The sequence below is a fragment of the Verrucosispora sp. NA02020 genome (assembly GCF_013364215.1).
GTDB lineage: Bacteria > Actinomycetota > Actinomycetes > Mycobacteriales > Micromonosporaceae > Micromonospora.
Window position 1 is genome coordinate 3173012 of record NZ_CP054923.1, and the last position, 19905, is coordinate 3192916.

The window sequence follows — 19905 nt, forward strand, 5'->3', positions numbered from 1 at the left end:
GTCGGGCATAAATTCCGAAACTTCACGGAGGTGTATCGACCGGCATCAAGTAAATCGAATTCGTTTCGCGATGCCGCTAGCATCGCCGGATGGCAACGCGACTCGTGCAGATCAACATGAAGGCCCGGGACGACTCCGCGCTGGGCGCTTTCTGGGCGGCGGCTCTCGGTTGGGGGATCTCCAGCGAGGAGCCAGGCGTCACCAACCTCGAACCCGAGGGTGTCGACTATCCCGACCCGGTCGCCGTCTTCGTCGACCTCGTCGTCTCCGCAGAACCCAAGACGGCGAAGAACCGGGTACACCTCGACCTCGCCACCACCTCGGCGGACCATCACGCCGCGACGGTCGCGCGTCTGAAGGAACTCGGTGCCACCCCCGCCGACGTGGGTCAGGGCGACGTCCCGTGGACGGTGATGGCCGACCCGGAGGGCAACGAGTTCTGCGTCCTGGAACCCCGGCCGACGCTCCAGGACGTCGGACCGGTCGCCGCCGTCGTGGTCGACTGCGCGGACCCGCGCGCCATGGCCGACTTCTGGAGCACCGCCACGGACTGGCGTGTGCACGACGTCACCGACCGCGCAGCGGTCCTGCGCTCCGCCGCCGACGTGGGCCCGTACCTGCACTTCCTCCGCACGCCCGACGTGAAGACCGGCTGGAACCGGGTCCACCTCGACGTCCGCCCGTATCCCGGTGACGACCCGCAGGCCGAGGTGGACAGGCTGCGGACACTGGGCGCCACCACCGTGGACGTGGGCCGCGACGATCTCCCGTGGACGGTCATGGCCGACCCGGAGGGCAACGAGTTCTGCCTCCTCGCCCCCGGCTGACGCGCACCCGGGATCAGCGGTCCGACGGCTCCCACCGGTCCCGGTGCACCGCTGCCTGCCAGGGACGGCGCTGCCGCCAGCCGTGTCGCTCCAGGTCCGGCACCTGCTCCAGGTGGGTGACCGGACCCAGGCACAGCCAGGCCACCGGGCGGACACCCGCCGGGATCCGCAGCAGGTCCCGCACGAACGGCTCCCGGTAGAACGAGACCCACCCCACGCCGAGCCGCTCGGCCGTGGCCGCCAGCCACAGATTCTGGATCGCCAGGCACACCGAGTACAGGCCGGCGTCGGCGATGGCGTGCCGACCCAGCACCGTCGGGGACCCCCGGTCCGGGTCGTACGTCACCACGACGGAGAGCGTCGACTCCACCACCCCGTCGATCTTGATCCGGCTGAACCGGCGCGCCTCCTCCCCGTGCAGACCGGCGGCGAAGACGTCCCGTTCCTGCTGCACGTGGCGGTGGAACTCCGCCCGCAACCCAGGATCGCGGACCAGGATGAAGTCCCACGGCTGCGACAGACCGACGCTGGGCGCGGCATGCGCGGCGGCCAGTACCCGATCGAGGACCTCGGCCGGGATCGGCGCGCCGGTGAACTCGCCCCGTACGTCCCGGCGGGCGTGGATGACCTCGTACACATCGTCGAACATGGGCAGGCTCCCGCTGCGCTCCAGGCCCTGCCCTCACGGCAGGGCAACCAGGCGCGAGGCCGGTCTTCGGACTTCCGGATCGTCACCTCACCGCCCGCCTTCCCGGCCCGAGCCGGGCCAGTGGCTGCGCGTGACGCGCGTGGGCGGCAGCTCCCCGGTCACCGCGGCGGGCCCGTGCCGGACTCTCACCGGCTTCCCGATTCTCCCCACCACCGGCGGGGCACCTCGCAACAGTTCGTGCCGCCGAGCACCCTACCGGACACCGTCGTCCGTCGGCGCTGCCCGATCGAGTCACTAGTCTCGGTGCCGTGACCTCCGAGACCACGCCCCTGCGGCAGCTCACCCTCGATCAGCTCCGGAAGCGGACGAGCGAGAAGTGGCGCGCCCACCCGGGCGACGTGCTGCCGATGTTCGTGGCGGAACTGGACGCGCCGCTGGCCGGGCCGGTCGTCGACGCGATCACAGAGGCCGTCCGACGTGGTGACACGGGCTACCCCGCCGGCACCGCCTACGCCGAGGCGCTCGCCAACTTCGCCCGCGACCGCTGGGACTTCGACGGCATCGCCGTGGACCGCACCACGATGGTCCCGGACGTGATGAGCGGCATCGTCGAGGTCCTCGACGTGATCTGCGGCCGGACGGACGCTGTCGTGGTCAACTGCCCGGTCTACGCGCCGTTCTACCAGGTGGTGGGGCGTACCGGTCGCCCCATCGAAGAGGCCCCGCTCGGCACGGACGGCCGGATCGACATGACGGTCCTGGACGACGCGTTCCGGCGCGCGGCACGTCGTGGCTCCCGGCCCGCGTACCTGCTGTGCAGCCCGCACAACCCGACCGGCACCGTGCACACCGCCGACGAACTCGCCGAGGTCGCCGCACTGGCGGACCGGCATGGTGTGCGTGTGGTGGTCGACGAGATCCACGCGCCGCTGGTGCTGGCCGGGGCGAGGTTCACGCCGTACCTGAGCGTGCCGGGCGCCGAGAACGGCTTCTCGGTGATCTCCGCGTCCAAGGCCTGGAACCTCGCCGGTCTCAAGGCCGCCGTCGCCGTCGCCGGACCCGCTGCGGTCGACGATCTCGCCCGCATCCCCGCCTGGGTCAACGAGAGCCCCAGCCATGTCGGAGTGCTGGCCCACGTCGCCGCCCTGCGGGACGGCGGCGGATGGCTCGACGCCCTCCTGGCCGATCTCGACGAGAACCGTCGTCTCCTCGCCCGGCTACTCGCCGAACACCTTCCCGCGGTCCGATACCGCCCTGGCGAGGGCACCTATCTGGCCTGGCTCGACTGCCGCGCCCTCGGCCTCGGTGACGACCCCGCCGCGACTTTCCTCGAACGCGGCCGGGTGGCGCTCAGTCCCGGCCCCGTCTTCGGCACCGGGGGAGCGGGACACGCGCGATTCAACCTCGGCACCACCCCCGAGCTGGTCGCCGAAGGAGTGCGGCGGATGGCCGGGGCACTGACCTGACGCCGGTGGCACTGCCGGCCCGTTCGCAGCGAACGCCGGGATTGCTACTGTGGTGAACATGTATGCACCCGAGGATCGCACCGCCAAGGCGATCATTCGGGACACGGCCCTGGAACTCTTCGGCGAACAGTGGCCGGCGGCCGCGTCGCTCAAGCAGGTGGCGGAGCGCGCGGGAGTCTCGCAGTCGCTCATCATCAAGCACTACGGGTCGCGGGAGGGCCTGGTCGCCGCCGTGGACGCGCACGTGCTGGGCGTGTTGGGCAACGCGCTGGAGGCACTCGCCGAGACAGCCGGTTCCGGCCCGCCCGACCGCTTCCTCGCGTCGGCCGACGCGCTGTCCTCCCCGTCGGCCACCCGGTATCTCGCGCACCTGCTCGTCGGCACCACGTCGCGCTCGGTCGAGGCGTACCGGATGCTGCAGGGGTTCGCCGACTCGCTCATGCACCGGATGGCCGACGCGGGCGCGGTCGCCCCGGACGTGGACCGGGCACAGCTCGCGGTCGTGCTGCTGGCCCACGAGCTCTCCATCATCCTGCTGCGCGACCGCATCACCGACGTGCTCGGCACCGATCCGATGGGCCACGACGGCCTGCGGCGCTGGTGGGGCACCATCGACCGGCTCTACTCCGGCACCGCGATCCAGGAGCCCGTCCCGGCCGACGGCTGAGTGACGTCGTCGAGTCGGGCAGACCCTCGACTCGACGGGTGCACAAACGTTCACTATGCTGAGCGATAGTTCACCACCCGTCCTGCGAGCGAACGGCAGCCATGCCCACGACCTGCTGCCCGGCTCCGTGACCAGGGAAGGGACGTCATGACCGACACCGGAGAAACCCGCACGCGCACCGAGGACGTCGCCGTGTCCGAGCGTGCCCTGGCCCGCACCGGGACCCTCGTCCTCGCCGGCTTCGCCCTGCTCTGGGCGGTCTCCGGCCTGCACCCCGCGCCCGCCGCCGCGCGCATCCCGCTGCTCGTCGCCGCGACCGTGATCACCGCCACCGTCCTCGCCCTGGGGATGACCCGGCCTCGACCGCAGGACCACCGCCGACTGTCGGCGTCCTGGATGCGCCGGTTCAACCGAGTCGGCGTCGTACAGGGACTGTTGATCGGCGGCGTCTGCCTGGTCGCCGTGCCGACCGGACACCCGAGGCTGATCCCCACCCTCGTCCTGGTCATCGTCGCGGCGCACTTCGTGCCGCTCGTCGCGATCCTCCGCCAACGCGAGTACGTGTGGACAGCACTCGCACTCGCCCTGGTGGCGGTCGTGTCCTTCGGCGCCTACGTCATGGGAATGCCGGAACTCGCGGCGGCCGTCACCTCGTTCGGCGCGGCCATCGTGCTCTGGGTGACCGCGGTGGTGGTCACCCGACGACCGTGACGTCCTTCCAGAACGCGACCCGGTCCCGGACCATCTCCGCCTCCGGCAACGGCTCCGGGTAGTACCAGACGGCGTCCACGCTGGTCTTCCCGTCGTGATCGAGCGTGTAGTAGGACGCGGTGCCCTTCCACGGGCAGTGCGTGTGCGTGTCGGACTCGCGCAACAGGTCGTCGCGGAGCGCCGCGCGGGGGAAGTAGTGGTTACCCTCGACCACGACGGTGTCCGTGCTCTCGGCGATGACCAGGTCGTTCCAGATCGCTTTCGGCATGGGCCCAGACTATGCCGATCCGCGCGCCGGTTCACCCCGTGTCAGCGCGGCACCTCGTGCAGCGTCACGGCGTCGAGCCGACCCTCGGTCACCTCGGCGGTGAGGTACGTCGCGTACGGCTGGCGCCGCCGGTCGGTCGGCGAACCGGGGTTGAGCAACCGCAGGCCACCGGGCGCCTCGCTGTCCCAGGGGATGTGGGAGTGCCCGAACACGAGCAGGTCGCAGTCGGGGAACCGGGCCGCGCACCGCCGCTCCCGGCCGCCGGCCGGACCGGTCTCGTGCACCACCGCGATCCGCAGGCCGTCGACGTCCGCGCGGGCGATCTCCGGCAACCGGGTACGCAACTCGGGGCCGTCGTTGTTGCCGAAGACGCCGATCAGTCGGGCACGACGTCGCTCCAGGTCGTCCAGCAACGACGCGTCGACCCAGTCGCCGGCGTGGATCACGAGGTCGGCGGTGTCGACGGCCGCCCACAGCTCGGCCGGCAGGTCCCGGGCACGTTTCGGCAGGTGGGTGTCCGCCATGATGACCAACCGCACCCGGCCAGCGTAACCCCGTCCGCACACGGCGACCGGCCAGGTGCTAGGCGAAGCGGTCGGCCAGTCGGGTCAACCTGGCGAGGTAATCCGGCCACGGATAGTCGGTCGGGATGTTGGTGTTCTCCTGCCGCAGGCCGATTCTCGTGTCGAGCTGCTCGCGCAGGATGTCGGCGTGCCCGGCATGACGCGCGAGGTCCCAGGTCACGTGGACGATGACCCGGTGCAACGTCACCGCCTGCCGCTCCGGCCGCCACCATGGCACCTGTCCCACCGCGTTCAGCGGTAGCCGGGTGATCGTCTGATCGGCGAAGACGGCGACGCGGCGGTACAGGTCGATCAGGCCGTCCTTCGTCTCGTCCTCCCGCGCGTACCAGTCCGCCTGCGGGTCCTCGTCGAAATCCGACTCGGAGACGAGTTCCTCCGGGGTCGGGAACGCGCGACCGAAGGTGGGACCGAAGTAGCCGGCTTCGGTGTTCAGCGCATGCTTGACGATCCCCAGCAGATTGTTGCCGGTCGGCGTGCGGGGGAGTCGGACTTCGCGTTCGCTGAGTCCGTCGAGCTTCCAGATCAGGTCGTCGCGCGTTGCCTGCAGGTAGTGCAACAGCGCCGCCTTCGCGTCGTCTTCGTCAGCCATACCCGCAGTCTTCCTCGTCCGGGCCGCCACCGCGCGGCCGGAGAGGACGGCGTCACGTCTGTTCGAACCGGCGGCGGGAGGCCAGGACGTCGTCCAGATGACGGCGGCTCCACCGGCAGAACCCGTTGATCGTCTGATGGAGTTCCAGACCGGCAGGGGTGAGCCGGTAATCGGTGCGAGGCGGCACGGTGGGGTGGAGCGTCCGGTCGACCACCCCGTTCCGCTCCAGTTGACGAAGCGTCGCGGTCAGCAGCCGGTGGCTGATGCCGGTGACCTTGCGGTGCAGTTCACCGAAGCGACGCGTGTCGGTGCCGATGGCCTCCATGACCGGCAGGGCCCATTTGGTGCCGACCACGCCGAACACCTCAATGGCCACCAGGTGCACCTGGGCCACCTGCGCCGCCGTCGGCGTACCGGGAGACGGCTCGTCCACGTGCCGCTGCTCCTTCACCCGCACCGGTTACCGAAAGGTGCGTACTTACCCCGGCCGTCGTGCGGGCCTACGGTCTGGTCGACGACGTCAACGTACAGGAGCTGACATGACCGTCCTGAAGACGTACGCCCGGCTCTGGGTGGACGACCTCGACACCTCGCTGCCGTCGCTACGGACCCTGGTCGGCGCGGAGCCGGATCTGCGGTTCGGCTTCGACTCGGTCGAGTTGGCCGCGCTCGGTGACTTCCTGGTGATCGCCGGCCCACCAGCGCAACGCGCCCGCTACGCGCACGCCTCGGCGACCGTCGTCGTCGACGATCTGGATGCCGTCGTGGCCGCGCTGACCGCCGAGGGTGGCGTGATCACCACGCCGGAGGCGACCAGCCCTACCGGCCGCTACCTGTACGTCCGGCATGCCGGAGGGGCCGAGGTCGAGTACGTCGAGTGGGTGCCGGAACTGGTCGACCGTATCGTCACCGCCACCTGACTCCCGGACTGCGCGAGCCTGCGGTGCTCGCGGGGACTCACCCCGTGGACACGCTTGAAGGCCGTGCTGAAGCCGAAGGCGTCGGAGTATCCGAGTTGGCGTGCCATGGCGGCGACCGTCGCGGTGGTGCCGGTCAGCATGTCGGCGGCGAGTGTCATCCGCCAGTCGGTCAGGTAGGTCAGCGGTGGCTCACCCATCAGCTCGGTGAATCGTTTGGCCAGCGTCGTGCGGGACACCCCGGCCCGGGCTGCCAGGGAGGCGAGCGTCCAGGGCGCACCGGGGGCGTCGTGCATGGCGCGGAGCACCGGGCCCACCGTGTCGTCGCCCAGCGCCCGATACCAGCGGGGAGCCTCGGCGCCCGGCTGGTCGAACCAGTCCCGGATCGTGCAGACCAGCAGCCAGTCCAGCAGACGGTCCAGCACGACCTGCCGACCCGGGCGGCACCCGCCGAGTTGGAAGTCCAGGTAGTCACGGAGCGACGAACAGTCGTGGTCGTCCGGTACGACCAGCACCGGCGGAAGCACTCCGAGCAGCCGATGCGGGGCCTGCCCCTGGACGTGGTACGCCCCGGCCAGGAGCAGCATCTGCTCGTCCGGTTCCGGTTCCGGTTCCGGTGTCCGGATGCCCGGCGACTGGCGACAGTCGACGTCGCGCAGCTCGTCGGGTCGGAAGGTCGACCGGGGCTCGGCGGAGAGGACGAAGGGTTGCGGCCCCCGCACCACGACAGCCTCGCCGACCCGGACCAGAACCGGCTCGTCGCGTTCCGGGTGGACGATCCACGCCTCGCCACGCAGCGGTACGCAGAGCGTCAGGGGTGCGCCGTCGGTGAACCGCAGCGCCCACGACGGCGAGAGTACCGACCTGCCGAAGGCGGCACCCTCGGCGCGGACGTCCCGCAGCAGCGTGTCGAACGGGTCCATCGCTCCACCATAGGGGTGCGGACGATCGCACATGCCGGGCGTACGACGAGCCATGTCCCGCCGCTGGCCGGGCGGGTTGACTCGTGGACATGACGAAAGAAACGAACGAGATCCTCGTCATCGGGGGGACCGGGAAGACCGGACGTCGACTGGTACGCGCGCTGCGGGCGTCCGGCGAGCAGGTGCGGGCCGCTTCCCGTTCGGGCGAGGTACGTTTCGACTGGACGCAGCCGGACACCTGGCAGCCGGCGGTGACGGGAGCGTCGGCCGTCTACCTGATTGCTCCGGCGGATCCGGCGGTGGCCGACGACTTCGTGTCGTCGGCGGTGACGTGGGGTGTCGGCCGCTTCGTGGCGCTCAGCGGACGCGGCATCGACAAGCTCGACCCCGATTTCTCGCCGAGCATGCTCGGCGCGGAACAGGCGGTACGCGACTCCGGCGCGGAGTGGACGATCATCCGCCCGAACAACTTCCACCAGAACTTCGACGAGGACCTGTGGCGCCAACCGTTGGTCGACGGTCGCCTCGCCCTGCCGATGGGCGCGACTCCGGAACCCTTCATCGACGTCCAGGACATCGCCGACGTCGCGGCGATCCTGCTGACCGAGGACGGCCACCACGGGCAGGTGTACGAGCTGTCAGGCGCGCGGGCACTCACCTTCGCCGAGGCGGTGGCGACGATCGCCGAGGCGTCCGGCCGATCGATCCGGTACGTGGAGTTGACGCCGGAGGAGTACCGGACCGAGGTGCTCGCCGAGGGCTGGTCGGAGGCCGACGCGACGGCGCTGAACAGCATGTTCGCCGGAATGCGGGCCGGGTATCTCGCCCAGCCGACCGACACGGTGCGGCGGCTCCTCGGGCGCGAACCGATCCACTTCGACACCTACGCCGAGCGGGCCGCAGCGGCCGGCGCCTGGTCGTGACGAAACGCCGCCGCAGTCTGTCACCGGTGCTGTCAACAGGCGGCGGCGATCCGTCTCCGTGATCAGAAGGGGGGTGCGTCCTCGCCCATCAGCGCCAGGACGACGCCCCCCTTACCGCGCTTGAGGCCCTGGACCACGACCGTGCCGGTGCTGCCGTCGGGCAGTTCCAACGTGAAGGTCTTCCCGACCGCGTTCTTGGGGCCGTTGCCGGCGCTGTTGGCCGGCCGGAAGTCACCCGCCCACGGCGGGATCCCACCCTTGCGGGCCGGCTCGGCGAAGAGCGCGGCGGTGCCGGGGGTCCGGGTGCCGTCTGCGGAAAGGAGCACTGAGGCGCTGCGATAAGTAGCCATATGCGGCAAGGGTATCCGGGACCGGTCCCGATTGCGCCCCTCCCGCCGTGGCGTGCCGCCGACGACGAGAGGACCGGCCGGCCCGACCGACCTCTCGTCACTGTCCGAGTACCCCTACGCCTCGGCCCAGACGCCCAACTCGTTTCCACTCGGGTCGGTGAAGTGGAAGCGGCGACCGCCCGGGAAGTCGTACGGCCCCTCGACCACCTCACCGCCGGCCTTCCGGACGGCCTCGACGCTCTCGTCCAGGTCGGTCGAGTAGAGCAGCACCAACGGACCGCCGGTCCGCACCTGCTGGTCCAGGCGCAGACCGCCCACCTCGGATCCGGGCGTCGCACCGTGGATCCCGGCGTAGGCGGTCCCGTAGTCGGTGAACCGCCACCCGAACGCGTCGGCGTAGAAGCGCTTGGCGTTGGCCAGGTCGGTGACGGTGAGCTCGACGTAGTCGATGGCATGGTGCCGGTGCGAGGTCTGCTGAGACATGCCCACCATTACTTCACACGGGTACGACTCAGGTGCCGGCTTCCTGTTGACGCCGGTACGCCTCGTTCTGCCGGCGGGCTTCCTCAAGCTGGTCCTCGAGGATGATGATCCGGCAGGCGGCCTCCAGCGGAGTGCCCTGGTCGACCATCTCCCGCGCCCGGGCGGCCAGCCGCAACTGGTAGCGGGAGTAGCGGCGGTGCCCACCGGCCGACCGGGACGGGGCGATGAGTTTCGCCTCGTCGAGCCGGCGCAGGAAGTCCTGCGAGGCGCCGGTGATCTCCGCAGCGCGGCCCATCGTGTAGGCGGGGTAGTCGTCGTCGCCGAACATGTCATCGGGTTGGGCCATATACGAATCTCTCCATGACGAGGGCCCCGGCGCGTCAGCGCCGGGGCCCGGGGTTACGGGTTGGAAACACCATCTACCGACTGATTCGTCGGGTTGTCGTGTCCGCACCTGACGCCGTCAGAGGCGTGGGGTGCGAGGATCGCATAAGCGTGACCGGAGACCACCTCTCGTTCGATGGAAACTGCGGTGTCCGCGCCAGAGTTGCATCTGGGTCCTGGCAGCGGGCGATCCAACGGTGTTCAGCCCTCCCTTTCCTCTGCTTCCACATGTGTCGTGCTGCCCGCCGGTGTCGGAGCCCACGCGACTTCATGGCCCCGCACACGGGCGGCGAGCTGTCCTGCCGGGCTGGCGAGTGCCCTGCCCGTCTTGCCCCTGACCTGGAATCTCGTCAGGTTACTGCTGCGGTTGCAGGTCCTTGCACCGCTTGCCGAGCGAGCCGCGAACGTCCGGGCCCTGCGTGATGCTCGGTCTTGGTCGTCTGCGTCTTTCTCGGACCTCATCTCTCAACACCAGGAACACTAGCCAAGCCCGGAGCGAATGTCTAGCGCTTCGGGCATAGATTTTCTCGGTCACGGTCCGACATTGCGGTATCGCGGTCAGTGCGGAAAAGCGCGGGGCACGCGGGACCGGAGGAGCTCGTCGAGGAGCGCTTGGATGCGGGCGGATCCATCACCGTTCCATGACCAGCCATGCCAGCGGACCGTGCCCCCTCGCGCCCGTAGATCTCCTGTCCTAACAGGAATCTGATGAGTGGTCCGGATGATGCTTCTACGTCGTGATCGTCTGATGTGGAGGTCTGATGAGGGGACTCAAACGGATCGGTGCGGCCGGGCTGGCCACCGCTCTCGTGCTGGGGCTGGGGCAACCCGGCGGTGCTGCGCCGGGCGGCGGTGGTGCGCCCGGTGACGGCGGAACCGGACGCAGTGGCGGGTCGCCGGCCGGGGCCGGCCACCAACCGGCCACGGTCACGCTGATCACGGGGGACCGGATCACCGTCGACCGGGGCGGCCGCGTGACGATCCGTCCGGCGAAGGACCGCGCGGACATCCGCTTCCGGTCCCACCAGATCGACGGTGAGCTGCACGTCGTACCCGTGGACGCGGTGCCGCTGATCGCCTCCGGCGTGCTGGACCGTCGACTGTTCAACGTCAGCAAGCTGATCGAGTACGGCTACCACGACGCCGCGCGCGACCGGCTGCCGATGATCATGGCGTATCCGGACGGGGCGGCGGCCCGGCGCGGCGGCTCGCCGGTGCCCGGTGGCGAGGTCCGGGTGGACCGGGCGCTACCGGCGATCGAGGGCGTCGCGGTCAGCGCGGACAAGACCGACCTGGCCGACGTCTGGACGGCGCTGACCGGGGGCGGACCGGAGACGGCCGACCGCATTCCCGGCGTCGAGCGGATCTGGCTCGACGGGAGGCGCCGGCCGGCGGTGGACCGGGGTGTACGGCAGATCGGCGCGCCCGCCGCGTACGAGGCGGGCTTCACCGGAGCCGGAGTGACCGTGGCGGTCCTGGACAGTGGCGTCGACCTGACCCACCCCGACCTGGCCGACGCGGTGAGCGAGGCGGTCACCTTCGTGCCGGGCACCGATCCGGTCGACCGGTACGGGCACGGCACGCACGTGGCCTCGACCATCGCCGGCCGGGGCACCGCCTCCGGCGGCACGTACCGGGGTGTGGCGCCGGACGCCGACCTGGTCTCCGCCAAGGTCTGCGACGACTGGTGCGAGGACTCGGCGATCCTCGCGGGGATGCACTGGGCGGCCGTGGACAAGCAGGCCACGGTCATCAACATGAGCCTCGGCGGGTGGGACGGGCCGGAGATCGACCCGATGGAGGAGGCGGTGAACACGCTCAGCGCCCAGACCGGCGCCCTCTTCGTGGTCTCCGCCGGCAACGACGGACCGGGCGACCGTACGGTCGGCTCGCCGGGCAGCGCGGACGCCGCGCTCACCGTCGGGGCGGTCGACCGGGACGGAAGTCTCGCGGACTTCTCCAGCCGGGGCGCGCGGGTCGGTGACGACGCCGTGAAACCGGACATCACCGCGCCGGGCGTCGGCATCGTCGCCGCGCGGGCGGCCGAGGGCGTGATGGGCGTACCGGTCGGCGAGCACTACGTCGCCGAGTCCGGCACCTCGATGGCCGCGCCGCACGTGGCGGGCGCGGCGGCGCTGCTCGCGCAGCAGCACCCCGACTGGGACGCGACGCGTCTCAAGTCCACCCTGATGGGCTCGGCCAACCCCCGGCCGGGTGACACCGCCTACCAGCAGGGATCGGGTCTGGTCGACGTCGCGCGTGCCGTGGGGCAGGCGGTGACCGCCGATCCGCCGAGCGTGTCGTACGGCCGCACGCGGTGGCCGCACCACGACGACGACCCGATCACCCGGACGGTCACCCTGCGCAACGACGGAAGCGAGCCGCTCACCCTCGACCTGACCTGGCAGATCATCGGGCCGGACGGCAAGGCCGCCCCCGCCGGCATGTTCCGCACCGCAGCGCCGCAGGTCACCGTGGCGGCCGGTGGCACCGCCGAGGTGGCCGCCACGGTGGACACCAGCGTCGACGGGGTGGACGGCTACTACAGCGGGCACCTGGTCGCGACCGCCGGTCAACGTCGCACCGTCGTCCCGGTCGGGGTGCACCGCGAGGTGGAGAGCTACGACCTGACCGTCCGGCACCTCGACTCGACGGGGGCGGCGGCCGACACGTACTGGACGCTGGTCAACGGGATCGACGGCCCGGCGTACGAGGCGCTCGACGGCACGTCCGGCGGACCCGCCACCATCCGGATCCCCACCGGCCGCTACGCCGTGACCGGCCTCGTCGAGGAGTTCGGCGAGCGGGAGCGCAGCACCGTGCTGAGCCGCCCGGAGATCGACCTGAACCGGGACCTGACGGTCACGCTGGACGCCCGGAAGGGCAAGCGGATCACGGCGACCGTACCGGAGCGCACCGCCCGCCCGGTGCTGGTGCAGGCCGGGGTGCTGGTGGACATGTACGAGAACTCACCGGCGAAGATCGACGTGTGGGCCGGCGGCTTCGACGGCCTCTACACGGCCCAACTCGGAGACCGGGCGACCCACGATCACATCAGCGGCTTCGTCGCACACCAGTGGGCCAGGCCGGACGGCGACGGTGGTTTCGCCGGTAGCCCGTACATCTATCACCTGGGTGAGGGATTCCCCGGCCGGTTGCCCACCGGCTACCGCAAGGACGTGCGGCGCGCGGAGTTGGCCACGGTACGGCACGAACTGCGCGGTGAACGCCTGGGCGACATGATCGAGCGGAGCATGTCGGCGGAGTTCGACGGGGTGTACGGCTGGACCGCGAGCGCGTCGTTGCCGGTCGGCGACGCCTGGACCGAGTACCACAGCACCACGGACTCCGCCTGGTCTGGCGCAGTCAGTGTCGCGCAGAGCGGCGACGGGGAACTCGACGAGGAGTTCCGGAAGATCCTCTACGGCGCGTCGGAGCGATACCGGGCCGGCCGCAGCTACCGGGACGTCTGGAACGCCGCACCGATCGGGCCGACCCTGCTGCGCAACGACACCCCGTTCAGCAGCGCGAGCCGTATCGAGGACTTCATGCGGATCGACATCCCGCTGCACGGCGACGCGGCCGGGCACGGTGGCGTCTCCAACGGGGACAGCGGACGCACCGCGCTGTACCGGGGCGACGAGCTGGTCGAGGAGTACACCGGGGCGCTCGACGCCGGTTTCGGCTTCTTCGAGGTGCCGCCGGAAGCGGCGTCGTACCGACTGGAGACCTCCTCCCGGCGCAGCTTCACCGAGTTGTCCACCGAGGTCGCTCTGACCTGGCAGTTCCGGTCCGCGCGGCCGGCCGGGGACGACTGGGAACGCCTGCCGGTCATGGTGGTGCGGTTCGATCCGAAGCTGGACCGCGACGCCGCCGCGCCGGCCGGTAAGCGCCTCGACATCCCGCTGCGCGTGCTCGGCAACGAGGGAGTCGCGGTGACGCCGAAGAAGGTCACCGTGCAGGTCTCCTACGACGACGGAAAGACCTGGCAGCCGGCCACGGTCACGTCGGCGGGCACGAAGTGGACCGCGACGGTCCAGCACCCCCGCTCCGGCGGGTACGTGTCGCTGCGGACCTCGGTCACCGATCGCGAGGGCAACAGCCTCGATCAGACGATCATCCGGGCGTACCGGCTGACCCAGGGCTGACCTCGTCGACGGCTGCCGCGCCGGACCCACCGGCCCGGCGCGGCAGCCGACAGCGCACGGTGCCGCCCGGTCGATCCGACCGGGCGGCACGGCGGTGAACGGCATGGGTACCGGCCGGACCGGTGCCCGTGACACCGGAGCTAGTGGCCCTTGGTCACGTCCAGTCCCTTCGGGGTCAGGGCGAACACCACGACCACCGACACCAGCATGATCGCGGCGCCGATGCCACCGACCAGCATCAGTCCGTGGGTGAAGGCGTCCTGGGCCTGGGCGGCAGCAGCGGCCCCGGCCGGGCCCAGTCCGTCCAGCACGTGCAGGGCGCCACCGAGCGACTCCTGGGCCACCCCCACCTGCTCGGAGCTCAGCCCCGCTGCGGCCAGGTCCGAGGCCGGGAGTTCGGCGCGGTACAACGCCGCCGCCGTGCTGCCCAGCACGGCCACGCCCAGCACCGCGCCCAGTTCGTAGGAGGTCTCCTCGATGGCGGCGGCGCTGCCCGCGTGCTCGGCGGGTGTCCCGGACATGATGATCGCCGAGGCGATGGCCAGCGAGCCCATCCCGGCCCCGAGCAGGGCCAGGAAGATCCCGACCGGGGTGTAGCCGAGCGGCTCGGGGGCCACGGCCAGGACCGCGAAACCCAGGCCCGCCAGCGCCAGGCCCCCCACCAGGACGGTACGGGCGCCGATGCGCTGGGCCAGCGCCGGTGCCAGCGGCGAGACCACCGTCGCGGCGATGGCCAGCGGCAGCAACGCGACACCCGCCTGCAACGGCGACATGCCCCGCACGAGTTGGAGCCACTGGGCCGAGAGCAGCAGTGCCGACCCCATGGCCATCATGGTGAACAACGCCGCCAACGTGCCGGCCGTGAACGAGGGGACGCCGAAGAGGCGTACCCGCAGCAGCGGCGAATCGCTGCGCAGGCACCGCAGCACGAACCACACCAGCAGGGCGAGCCCCGCCGTCAGGGCCGCCAGCGCCAGCAGATCGGTCGGCCCCTCCTTGGCGATGCGCTTGATGCTCCACACCAGGGCGGTCATGCCCGCGATGGACAGGACGGTGGCCAACGCGTCCCAGCGGCCCGGGTTCGGGTTGCGGGCCTCCGGCAGCAGCAGCACCGCCGCGACGATCGCCGCGACCATCCAGGGCACGTTGAGCAGGAACGCCGCCTGCCAGGCGAAGTGCTCCAGGAGTACGCCACCCACGATCGGCCCGACGGCCGCGCCCAGGGAGGCCACCGCCGCCCAGATGCCGAGCGCCTTGGCGCGTTCGGCCGGATCGGTGAAGAGGCTCCGGATCATCGACAGGGTCGCCGGCATGATCATCGCCCCGCCCACGCCCAGCAGGGCGCGTACCGCGATCACCATCGGAGCCGACTCGGCCACCAGGATCAGCAGGGACGCGCCACCGAAGACCGAGAATCCGGCCAGGAGCAACCTGCGGCGACCCCACCGGTCGCCCAGGGTGCTCATGCTGACCAGGAGCCCGGCCAGGACCAGCGAGTAGATGTCGACGATCCAGAGCTGCTGGGCGGCGGTCGGCGACAGCGCCGCGGCCATGTCGGGCAGGGCGACGTTCAGGATGGTCATGTCCATGACCACCACCAGCAGGCTGGTGGAGAGCACGGCCAGGGCGGCCCATCGGCGCCGGGGGGACAGGTGCCCTGCGGTGGCCCCGGGTGCGCCCGAGGTGTGCGTCGTACTCACTGGTTCTCCGGGAGGGACGTCCCCATCAGGGCGGCGATGGCCATGCGCAGGGCCCGCTCGTCGACGGGCCGGTCGTGCAGCAGGGTGTAGAGGATGACGCCGTCCAGGTAGAGGGCGGTGGCCTGGGCTGCCTCCGGCGTGGCGTACGCCGAGAGCATCTCGGTCGTGCCCCGGATCCAGCGCTGGGCGTACGGACGCAACTCGGGCTGCTGGACGCCGGCGTAGTAGAGCAGGTTCTCGGCCTTGAGCCGCGCGCGGTCGCTCAGGTACTCCATGAACAGCGCGGCAAGACCGTCGGGGCTTCCCGCACAGGCGTGGACGGCCTGCGCGACCTGCCGGATCTCCTCGTCGGCCTGGGCGACGACGATTTCCAACGCACTCGTACGCAGGTCGTCGAGGGAGTCGAAGTAGTAGGTGGTGGCGCCCAGTGGCACCTGGGCCAGCTCGGCCACCCGGCGGTGGGTGAGCGCCTCCCAGCCGTTGTCGATCATCTCCTGCGCGGCGACGTCGAGCATCGCGCGCCGACGCCCCTCGGGATCCCGCCGGGGGGTCATGGGCGCTTCCCGCATGCGGGCCGTCCGGTGGTCATGCTCAGCCTCTCCATCTAGTACGTCCGTACAAGTACAAACGTACTAGAGGCCGCGCGCGGGTTGGCATGACCTGCGTCACCCGCTCCCTTGCTGGCATGGGGAGGTGGAGGCGTCACTGGAATGTCGGTTGCTGTCGACGATCGCGGCTATGCGTTCGGTGCACACGGTCGAGTTCTGGCGTCGAACCCGTCTGCCGGCCCTGTTGGGATGGTCCGATCCGGTCGCCGCCTTCGCTACGCCGGCACCGATGGGGAGATCGGTGGCCGGACGTCGATGCGATTCGCGTGTCACCGGTGAGATTCATGCACCACCGGTAGAAAGCCCGTCACGGTGCGCGTGCCCCCGTGTGTGGGCAGAAGCTTCACCGCACCGGAACGAGCGTTTCGTCGCGCCGTGTGAGAGGTGCCGTGCGGTCGGTCAGCGACCGGCTTTCGCGTGGTACTCGTCCACGATCTCCTGCGGAATGCGGCCCCGGTCGGAGATGTCCTTACCGGCCTTCTTGGCCCACTCCCGGATCGCCTTGTTCTGCTCCCGGTCGGTGCTGGCGGAACCCTGACCACGAGCGGCCCGGCCACCGACGACCACGCCGCCGCGACCCACCTTCGTGCCGTGGGCCACGTAGGAGGCGAACGCTTCCCGCAACTTCGCGGCATTGCTGCTGGACAGGTCGATCTCGTACTGCACGCCGTCGAGAGAGAACTTCACGGTCTCGTCGGCGTCGCCGCCGTCCAGGTCGTCGACCAGCTTATGAATGATCTGCTTAGCCACGTCTGAGCACATTCCCTTCCAGTGGAGACAGTTCCACGAACGTGGTAGTCACAATAGCGCCTACGATACTTGTCGCGTCAACGGGATCCACATAACGGCCCAGGTATTGACCGGTCCCATCGCCGGTGCGGATCTGCCCGTCCCGCGAGAGCCGAAAATGTTCGGTCCGGTAAGTGGACGGCGACTATGCGTCGCGGCGGAGGCGCGATCCGCCGGGCGATCTCCGGCCGGAGGAAGTGTCTGCCGCCGGGCCTTCTTCTTCCGGTGTCGGGAGGTCGGCGACACCCGTCCCGGAGAGATCGCGGTCCGAGTGTCGTCGGCGTGTGTCGTGTAGGCCCTCGACGCCGGCCTCGCGCGGCCGTGGTGGCGCTCCGAGGAACTGTTCGCGGAACGGCTGGCCGGGGCGGCGGAACGAATTGTGGGGGCGGCATTCGTGACGGTGAGTGTCGCCCGACGCACCGCTACTCCGGCCCGGAAGATGCCCGGACCGGAGTAGCGGCGTAATTGCGACCTCGTGGATCAGACGATGTTGATGTCGCTGCACCACATGTAGGTCTGGTCCATGTGCGACGCCTTCCAGATCACGAAGAGGACGTGCTGTCCGCTACGGCCGGAGGTCGAGACGTTGAACGAGATGTTCTGCGTCGGCGCGTACCGCCCGGTCGTCTGGATCAGGTCGATGTTCCCCCACCCGACCTGCTGGGTGGCCGGGTTGAACCCCTGCCGGGTCAGGTAGACCCGGAAGTAGTCGGCGCCGTGGCTGGCCTGGTCGTAGAACTGGAGCGTGAAGCTCCGGCTGACCGTGGTGGCCTTCCAGGCGCCCGGCTGGTTCAGGGCGTTGTTCCGGGAGAGGGCGTTGCTGCACAGTTGGCCGTCGGGCGTACGGGCCTGGAACTGCCCGCCCAGGCCGTCGCGCAACTGGCTCATCCAGTTCCACATGGTGTCGGGGTTGGCCTGGAACGCCCGGTAGCACATCGGGTCCTGCGTCTGCATGGCCGGATCCATGTGCCGGTGGCCCCAGTTCTGCCAACACTGGTAGGCGCGGGTCGCCGGGTTGATGACGGTGCCGTGGGCCTGGGCGGCGCCGGCCCAGGGCAGCATCGCGACCACCATGGTGAGCGCCAGGGTGAGCACCTGGAGGGGGCGGCGGACGGCCGGCCGGGATCGAGGGGGGTGGTGTGAACGCACGGTGCATCCTCCGTTCCGAGCGCTCCGGGACGGTGTGTGGGAGCGCTTCCAACGAGTATTGCATCGAGGGTAGCGCATATCAATGATCGTCTATTCGATTTCGGTGTTTCGGAACTACCGAAGTGGTCGCCGGGATTCACCCGGGCGGCGCTGCTTCGGATCGATCTCGACAGGTCGACATAGGATGATCGACAATTTTCCGGGCGCTGCGGAATGCACATCCCACGTCGCACGGGCAATCGGAGGCGGTGACGGCCGTGGTCACGGACCGCCTGCACCGTCGGCACCGCCCGCGACGCGGTTGAGGAGGCGTGCGCGGCAGCACGGCCACGACTTGTGAGCAGATGGGCGTCGTCCCGTAGGTTGACAGCGCTCGGAACGGGATCGACGGCGAGGGGCGGACCACACATCATGACGGCGCTATCGGGCCGGAGCCCTGCTGCTGCGGGTCCGGCGGGGACCACGCCTGCGGCAGAGGACGACCTGCGCACGTTGTTCGGCCAGTCCATCGCCGTATTCGCCGCACTCGCCGGGCCGTCGCACGTGTTGGAGGCCGCGAACCCGGCATTCTTCGGAACGATCGGCCAGGAACGTGCGCGTACCGGGGTCCCGCTGGCGGACCTGATGCCCGAACTCGCCGGTCAGGGCTTCATCGGCCTGCTGGACCAGGTCTACCGCGCGGGGGAGCCCTACACCGGACGTGACGTCCGGGTCGTGCTGGGCACCGGCCCGCAGGCCCGGGAGACCTTCTTCGACTTCACCTACGAACCGCGCCGCGCCGCCGACGGCACCGTGATCGGGATCCGGGTGATCGGTGTGGAGACCACCCAGGTCAAGCACGCCCAGTGGTTGATGGCCGAACACCGCGCACTGCTGGAGCAGATCGCCCGTCAGGCACCGCTGACCGAGGTTCTCGACGGGATGGCCCGCTGCATCGAGAACCTCGCGCCGCTGGAGGTGCTCGTCTCGGTCCTGCTGGCCGACCCCGACGGCCGGCACCTGCGCCACGGGGCGGCGCCCAGCCTGCCGGACTTCTACAACGAGGCCATCGACGGCATCGCCACCGGCGAGGGCGTCGGTTCCTGCGGCACCGCCGCCCACCGGCGTCAGCCGGTCGTCGTCACCGACATCGCGACCGACCCGTTCTGGAACGACTTCCGCGAGTTGGCCGACCGGGCCGGGCTGGCCGCCTGCTGGTCCACGCCGATCCTGGCCCGTGACGGCGGCCTGCTCGGCACCTTCGCCATGTACCACCGCGTTCCGCGCGTCCCGCAGGACACCGATCTCGCCATCGCCCGGCTCTTCGCCGGCACCGCGGCACTCGCCATCGAACGCCACCACATCGAGCGGGCGCAGAAGGCCGCCGAGGAACGCGCCGCCGCAGCCCACGACGAACTCGCCAAGGCGGTACGCGCCGAGCGCGAACTCCGCGCCGAGGCCGAGCGCCGTGCTGCCGCCGCCGCCGAACTCAACGCTCGGATGCAGTCCGCCGCCGCCGCGCAGGTCGCGGTGCCGCACCCCGAACACTGCCAACTCGGCGGTGCGGCCGGATGCGCCGCACCGGCCGAGATCAAGATCGCCGACTCCTGGGGTGACGCCGCGTGGGGCTGCCCCACCCACGTCGAGGAAGCCATCATCAACGTCCGCTCGGTGTTCATCGCCAACGAGGAACTCGGCGGTCTCGCCGCCTACCTGCACCGCTGAACCGGTGTGCCGGCCGGGAACGACGCGGGTGGCGACGACGGCGCGCGGCCTGCGGTGTTGGATGGG

21 protein-coding genes and 1 riboswitch are annotated in these 19905 nt (G+C 70.5%); of the genes, 8 read left to right on the forward strand and 13 right to left on the reverse strand.

Features of this window, described 5'->3' with window-relative positions; translation table 11 throughout:
• The first annotated feature begins 89 nt into the window (after positions 1-89).
• Positions 90-827 (forward strand): VOC family protein, encoded by a 738-nt coding sequence (locus tag HUT12_RS13830; protein WP_176093641.1) that lies wholly within the window; start codon positions 90-92, stop codon positions 825-827.
• Positions 828-840: 13 nt separating this feature from the next.
• Here HUT12_RS13830 and bluB read toward each other — a convergent pair whose 3' ends face one another.
• Positions 841-1476 (reverse strand): 5,6-dimethylbenzimidazole synthase, encoded by a 636-nt coding sequence (bluB, locus tag HUT12_RS13835; RefSeq protein WP_176093642.1) that lies wholly within the window; start codon positions 1474-1476, stop codon positions 841-843.
• 39 nt (positions 1477-1515) lie between these two features.
• Positions 1516-1719, reverse strand: a riboswitch (cobalamin riboswitch).
• Between the two features lie 65 nt (positions 1720-1784).
• On the opposite strand from bluB, the gene HUT12_RS13840 reads away from it, so the two are divergent.
• From HUT12_RS13840 to HUT12_RS13850, 3 genes are all read left to right on the forward strand, one after another.
• Positions 1785-2942 carry a MalY/PatB family protein gene (locus HUT12_RS13840; protein ID WP_254876819.1) on the forward strand — a complete coding sequence of 386 codons (1158 nt, stop codon included), beginning with the start codon at positions 1785-1787 and terminating at the stop codon, positions 2940-2942.
• 58 nt (positions 2943-3000) lie between these two features.
• The gene (locus tag HUT12_RS13845) at positions 3001-3609 is read left to right on the forward strand and encodes a TetR/AcrR family transcriptional regulator (RefSeq protein ID WP_131053312.1); all 609 of its coding nucleotides are present in this window, start codon (positions 3001-3003) and stop codon (positions 3607-3609) included.
• 147 nt (positions 3610-3756) lie between these two features.
• Complete coding sequence (locus HUT12_RS13850) at positions 3757-4320, forward strand: hypothetical protein (RefSeq protein ID WP_176093643.1); 564 nt, start codon at positions 3757-3759, stop codon at positions 4318-4320.
• On the opposite strand, the gene HUT12_RS13855 is transcribed toward HUT12_RS13850, so the two are convergent.
• Genes HUT12_RS13855 through HUT12_RS13870 form a run of 4 tightly spaced genes read right to left on the reverse strand, consistent with a single transcriptional unit; the run spans position 4304 to position 6212 of the window.
• Positions 4304-4588 (reverse strand): DUF427 domain-containing protein, encoded by a 285-nt coding sequence (locus tag HUT12_RS13855; RefSeq protein WP_131053309.1) that lies wholly within the window; start codon positions 4586-4588, stop codon positions 4304-4306. The two genes, HUT12_RS13850 and HUT12_RS13855, sit on opposite strands and share 17 nt — an antisense overlap.
• Positions 4589-4629: 41 nt before the next feature.
• Positions 4630-5127 (reverse strand): metallophosphoesterase, encoded by a 498-nt coding sequence (locus HUT12_RS13860; protein ID WP_131053308.1) that lies wholly within the window; start codon positions 5125-5127, stop codon positions 4630-4632.
• Between the two features lie 43 nt (positions 5128-5170).
• Complete coding sequence (locus tag HUT12_RS13865; protein WP_176093644.1) at positions 5171-5761, reverse strand: DinB family protein; 591 nt, start codon at positions 5759-5761, stop codon at positions 5171-5173.
• A 52-nt stretch (positions 5762-5813) separates the two neighbouring features.
• The gene (locus HUT12_RS13870) at positions 5814-6212 is read right to left on the reverse strand and encodes a helix-turn-helix domain-containing protein (RefSeq protein ID WP_236145741.1); all 399 of its coding nucleotides are present in this window, start codon (positions 6210-6212) and stop codon (positions 5814-5816) included.
• Between the two features lie 88 nt (positions 6213-6300).
• On the opposite strand from HUT12_RS13870, the gene HUT12_RS13875 reads away from it, so the two are divergent.
• Positions 6301-6681: a VOC family protein gene (locus HUT12_RS13875; protein ID WP_131053306.1), complete on the forward strand. Its 381-nt coding sequence runs from the start codon at positions 6301-6303 to the stop codon at positions 6679-6681.
• Here the strand turns inward: HUT12_RS13875 and HUT12_RS13880 are convergent.
• Positions 6591-7601 (reverse strand): AraC family transcriptional regulator, encoded by a 1011-nt coding sequence (locus tag HUT12_RS13880; protein WP_176093645.1) that lies wholly within the window; start codon positions 7599-7601, stop codon positions 6591-6593. The two genes, HUT12_RS13875 and HUT12_RS13880, sit on opposite strands and share 91 nt — an antisense overlap.
• Positions 7602-7690: 89 nt before the next feature.
• On the opposite strand from HUT12_RS13880, the gene HUT12_RS13885 reads away from it, so the two are divergent.
• Positions 7691-8524, forward strand: a complete 834-nt coding sequence (locus HUT12_RS13885; RefSeq protein WP_176093646.1) for an NAD(P)H-binding protein — start codon at positions 7691-7693, stop codon at positions 8522-8524.
• Between the two features lie 62 nt (positions 8525-8586).
• On the opposite strand, the gene HUT12_RS13890 is transcribed toward HUT12_RS13885, so the two are convergent.
• The 3 genes from HUT12_RS13890 to HUT12_RS13900 all read right to left on the reverse strand — a co-directional run bounded on the left by HUT12_RS13890 (position 8587) and on the right by HUT12_RS13900 (position 9703).
• On the reverse strand, positions 8587-8874 hold the full coding sequence (locus HUT12_RS13890; protein ID WP_236145740.1) for a hypothetical protein: 288 nt from the start codon (positions 8872-8874) through the stop codon (positions 8587-8589).
• A gap of 114 nt (positions 8875-8988) precedes the next feature.
• Positions 8989-9357, reverse strand: a complete 369-nt coding sequence (locus tag HUT12_RS13895; protein WP_176093647.1) for a VOC family protein — start codon at positions 9355-9357, stop codon at positions 8989-8991.
• Positions 9358-9385: 28 nt separating this feature from the next.
• The gene (locus HUT12_RS13900; RefSeq protein WP_176093648.1) at positions 9386-9703 is read right to left on the reverse strand and encodes a MerR family transcriptional regulator; all 318 of its coding nucleotides are present in this window, start codon (positions 9701-9703) and stop codon (positions 9386-9388) included.
• Positions 9704-10502: 799 nt separating this feature from the next.
• On the opposite strand from HUT12_RS13900, the gene HUT12_RS13905 reads away from it, so the two are divergent.
• Complete coding sequence (locus HUT12_RS13905; RefSeq protein ID WP_176093649.1) at positions 10503-13889, forward strand: S8 family serine peptidase; 3387 nt, start codon at positions 10503-10505, stop codon at positions 13887-13889.
• Between the two features lie 140 nt (positions 13890-14029).
• Here HUT12_RS13905 and HUT12_RS13910 read toward each other — a convergent pair whose 3' ends face one another.
• The 4 genes from HUT12_RS13910 to HUT12_RS13925 all read right to left on the reverse strand — a co-directional run bounded on the left by HUT12_RS13910 (position 14030) and on the right by HUT12_RS13925 (position 18135).
• Positions 14030-15589, reverse strand: a complete 1560-nt coding sequence (locus HUT12_RS13910) for an MFS transporter (protein ID WP_176093650.1) — start codon at positions 15587-15589, stop codon at positions 14030-14032.
• Positions 15586-16143 (reverse strand): TetR/AcrR family transcriptional regulator, encoded by a 558-nt coding sequence (locus tag HUT12_RS13915; protein ID WP_176093651.1) that lies wholly within the window; start codon positions 16141-16143, stop codon positions 15586-15588. The genes HUT12_RS13910 and HUT12_RS13915 overlap by 4 nt, the downstream gene beginning before the upstream one ends.
• A 453-nt stretch (positions 16144-16596) precedes the next feature.
• Positions 16597-16947 carry an Lsr2 family protein gene (locus HUT12_RS13920; protein ID WP_131053450.1) on the reverse strand — a complete coding sequence of 117 codons (351 nt, stop codon included), beginning with the start codon at positions 16945-16947 and terminating at the stop codon, positions 16597-16599.
• Positions 16948-17466: 519 nt separating this feature from the next.
• The gene (locus HUT12_RS13925) at positions 17467-18135 is read right to left on the reverse strand and encodes a lytic polysaccharide monooxygenase (RefSeq protein WP_236145754.1); all 669 of its coding nucleotides are present in this window, start codon (positions 18133-18135) and stop codon (positions 17467-17469) included.
• Positions 18136-18546: 411 nt separating this feature from the next.
• On the opposite strand from HUT12_RS13925, the gene HUT12_RS13930 reads away from it, so the two are divergent.
• Positions 18547-19839 carry a GAF domain-containing protein gene (locus tag HUT12_RS13930; RefSeq protein ID WP_176093652.1) on the forward strand — a complete coding sequence of 431 codons (1293 nt, stop codon included), beginning with the start codon at positions 18547-18549 and terminating at the stop codon, positions 19837-19839.
• Positions 19840-19905: the final 66 nt, after the last annotated feature.

Excerpts from the sequence above, each read along its gene's own strand:
- HUT12_RS13875 (WP_131053306.1), top strand. The coding sequence starts at position 6,301 with ATGACCGTCCTGAAGACGTACGCCCGGCTCTGGGTGGACGACCTCGAC.
- HUT12_RS13905 (WP_176093649.1), top strand. The coding sequence starts at position 10,503 with ATGAGGGGACTCAAACGGATCGGTGCGGCCGGGCTGGCCACCGCTCTC.
- HUT12_RS13890 (WP_236145740.1), bottom strand. The coding sequence starts at position 8,874 with ATGGCTACTTATCGCAGCGCCTCAGTGCTCCTTTCCGCAGACGGCACC.
- HUT12_RS13880 (WP_176093645.1), bottom strand. The coding sequence starts at position 7,601 with ATGGACCCGTTCGACACGCTGCTGCGGGACGTCCGCGCCGAGGGTGCC.
- bluB (WP_176093642.1), bottom strand. The coding sequence starts at position 1,476 with ATGTTCGACGATGTGTACGAGGTCATCCACGCCCGCCGGGACGTACGG.
- HUT12_RS13865 (WP_176093644.1), bottom strand. The coding sequence starts at position 5,761 with ATGGCTGACGAAGACGACGCGAAGGCGGCGCTGTTGCACTACCTGCAG.
- HUT12_RS13845 (WP_131053312.1), top strand. The coding sequence starts at position 3,001 with ATGTATGCACCCGAGGATCGCACCGCCAAGGCGATCATTCGGGACACG.
- HUT12_RS13915 (WP_176093651.1), bottom strand. The coding sequence starts at position 16,143 with ATGACCCCCCGGCGGGATCCCGAGGGGCGTCGGCGCGCGATGCTCGAC.
- HUT12_RS13885 (WP_176093646.1), top strand. The coding sequence starts at position 7,691 with ATGACGAAAGAAACGAACGAGATCCTCGTCATCGGGGGGACCGGGAAG.
- HUT12_RS13855 (WP_131053309.1), bottom strand. The coding sequence starts at position 4,588 with ATGCCGAAAGCGATCTGGAACGACCTGGTCATCGCCGAGAGCACGGAC.
- HUT12_RS13850 (WP_176093643.1), top strand. The coding sequence starts at position 3,757 with ATGACCGACACCGGAGAAACCCGCACGCGCACCGAGGACGTCGCCGTG.
- HUT12_RS13830 (WP_176093641.1), top strand. The coding sequence starts at position 90 with ATGGCAACGCGACTCGTGCAGATCAACATGAAGGCCCGGGACGACTCC.
- HUT12_RS13900 (WP_176093648.1), bottom strand. The coding sequence starts at position 9,703 with ATGGCCCAACCCGATGACATGTTCGGCGACGACGACTACCCCGCCTAC.
- HUT12_RS13895 (WP_176093647.1), bottom strand. The coding sequence starts at position 9,357 with ATGTCTCAGCAGACCTCGCACCGGCACCATGCCATCGACTACGTCGAG.
- HUT12_RS13930 (WP_176093652.1), top strand. The coding sequence starts at position 18,547 with ATGACGGCGCTATCGGGCCGGAGCCCTGCTGCTGCGGGTCCGGCGGGG.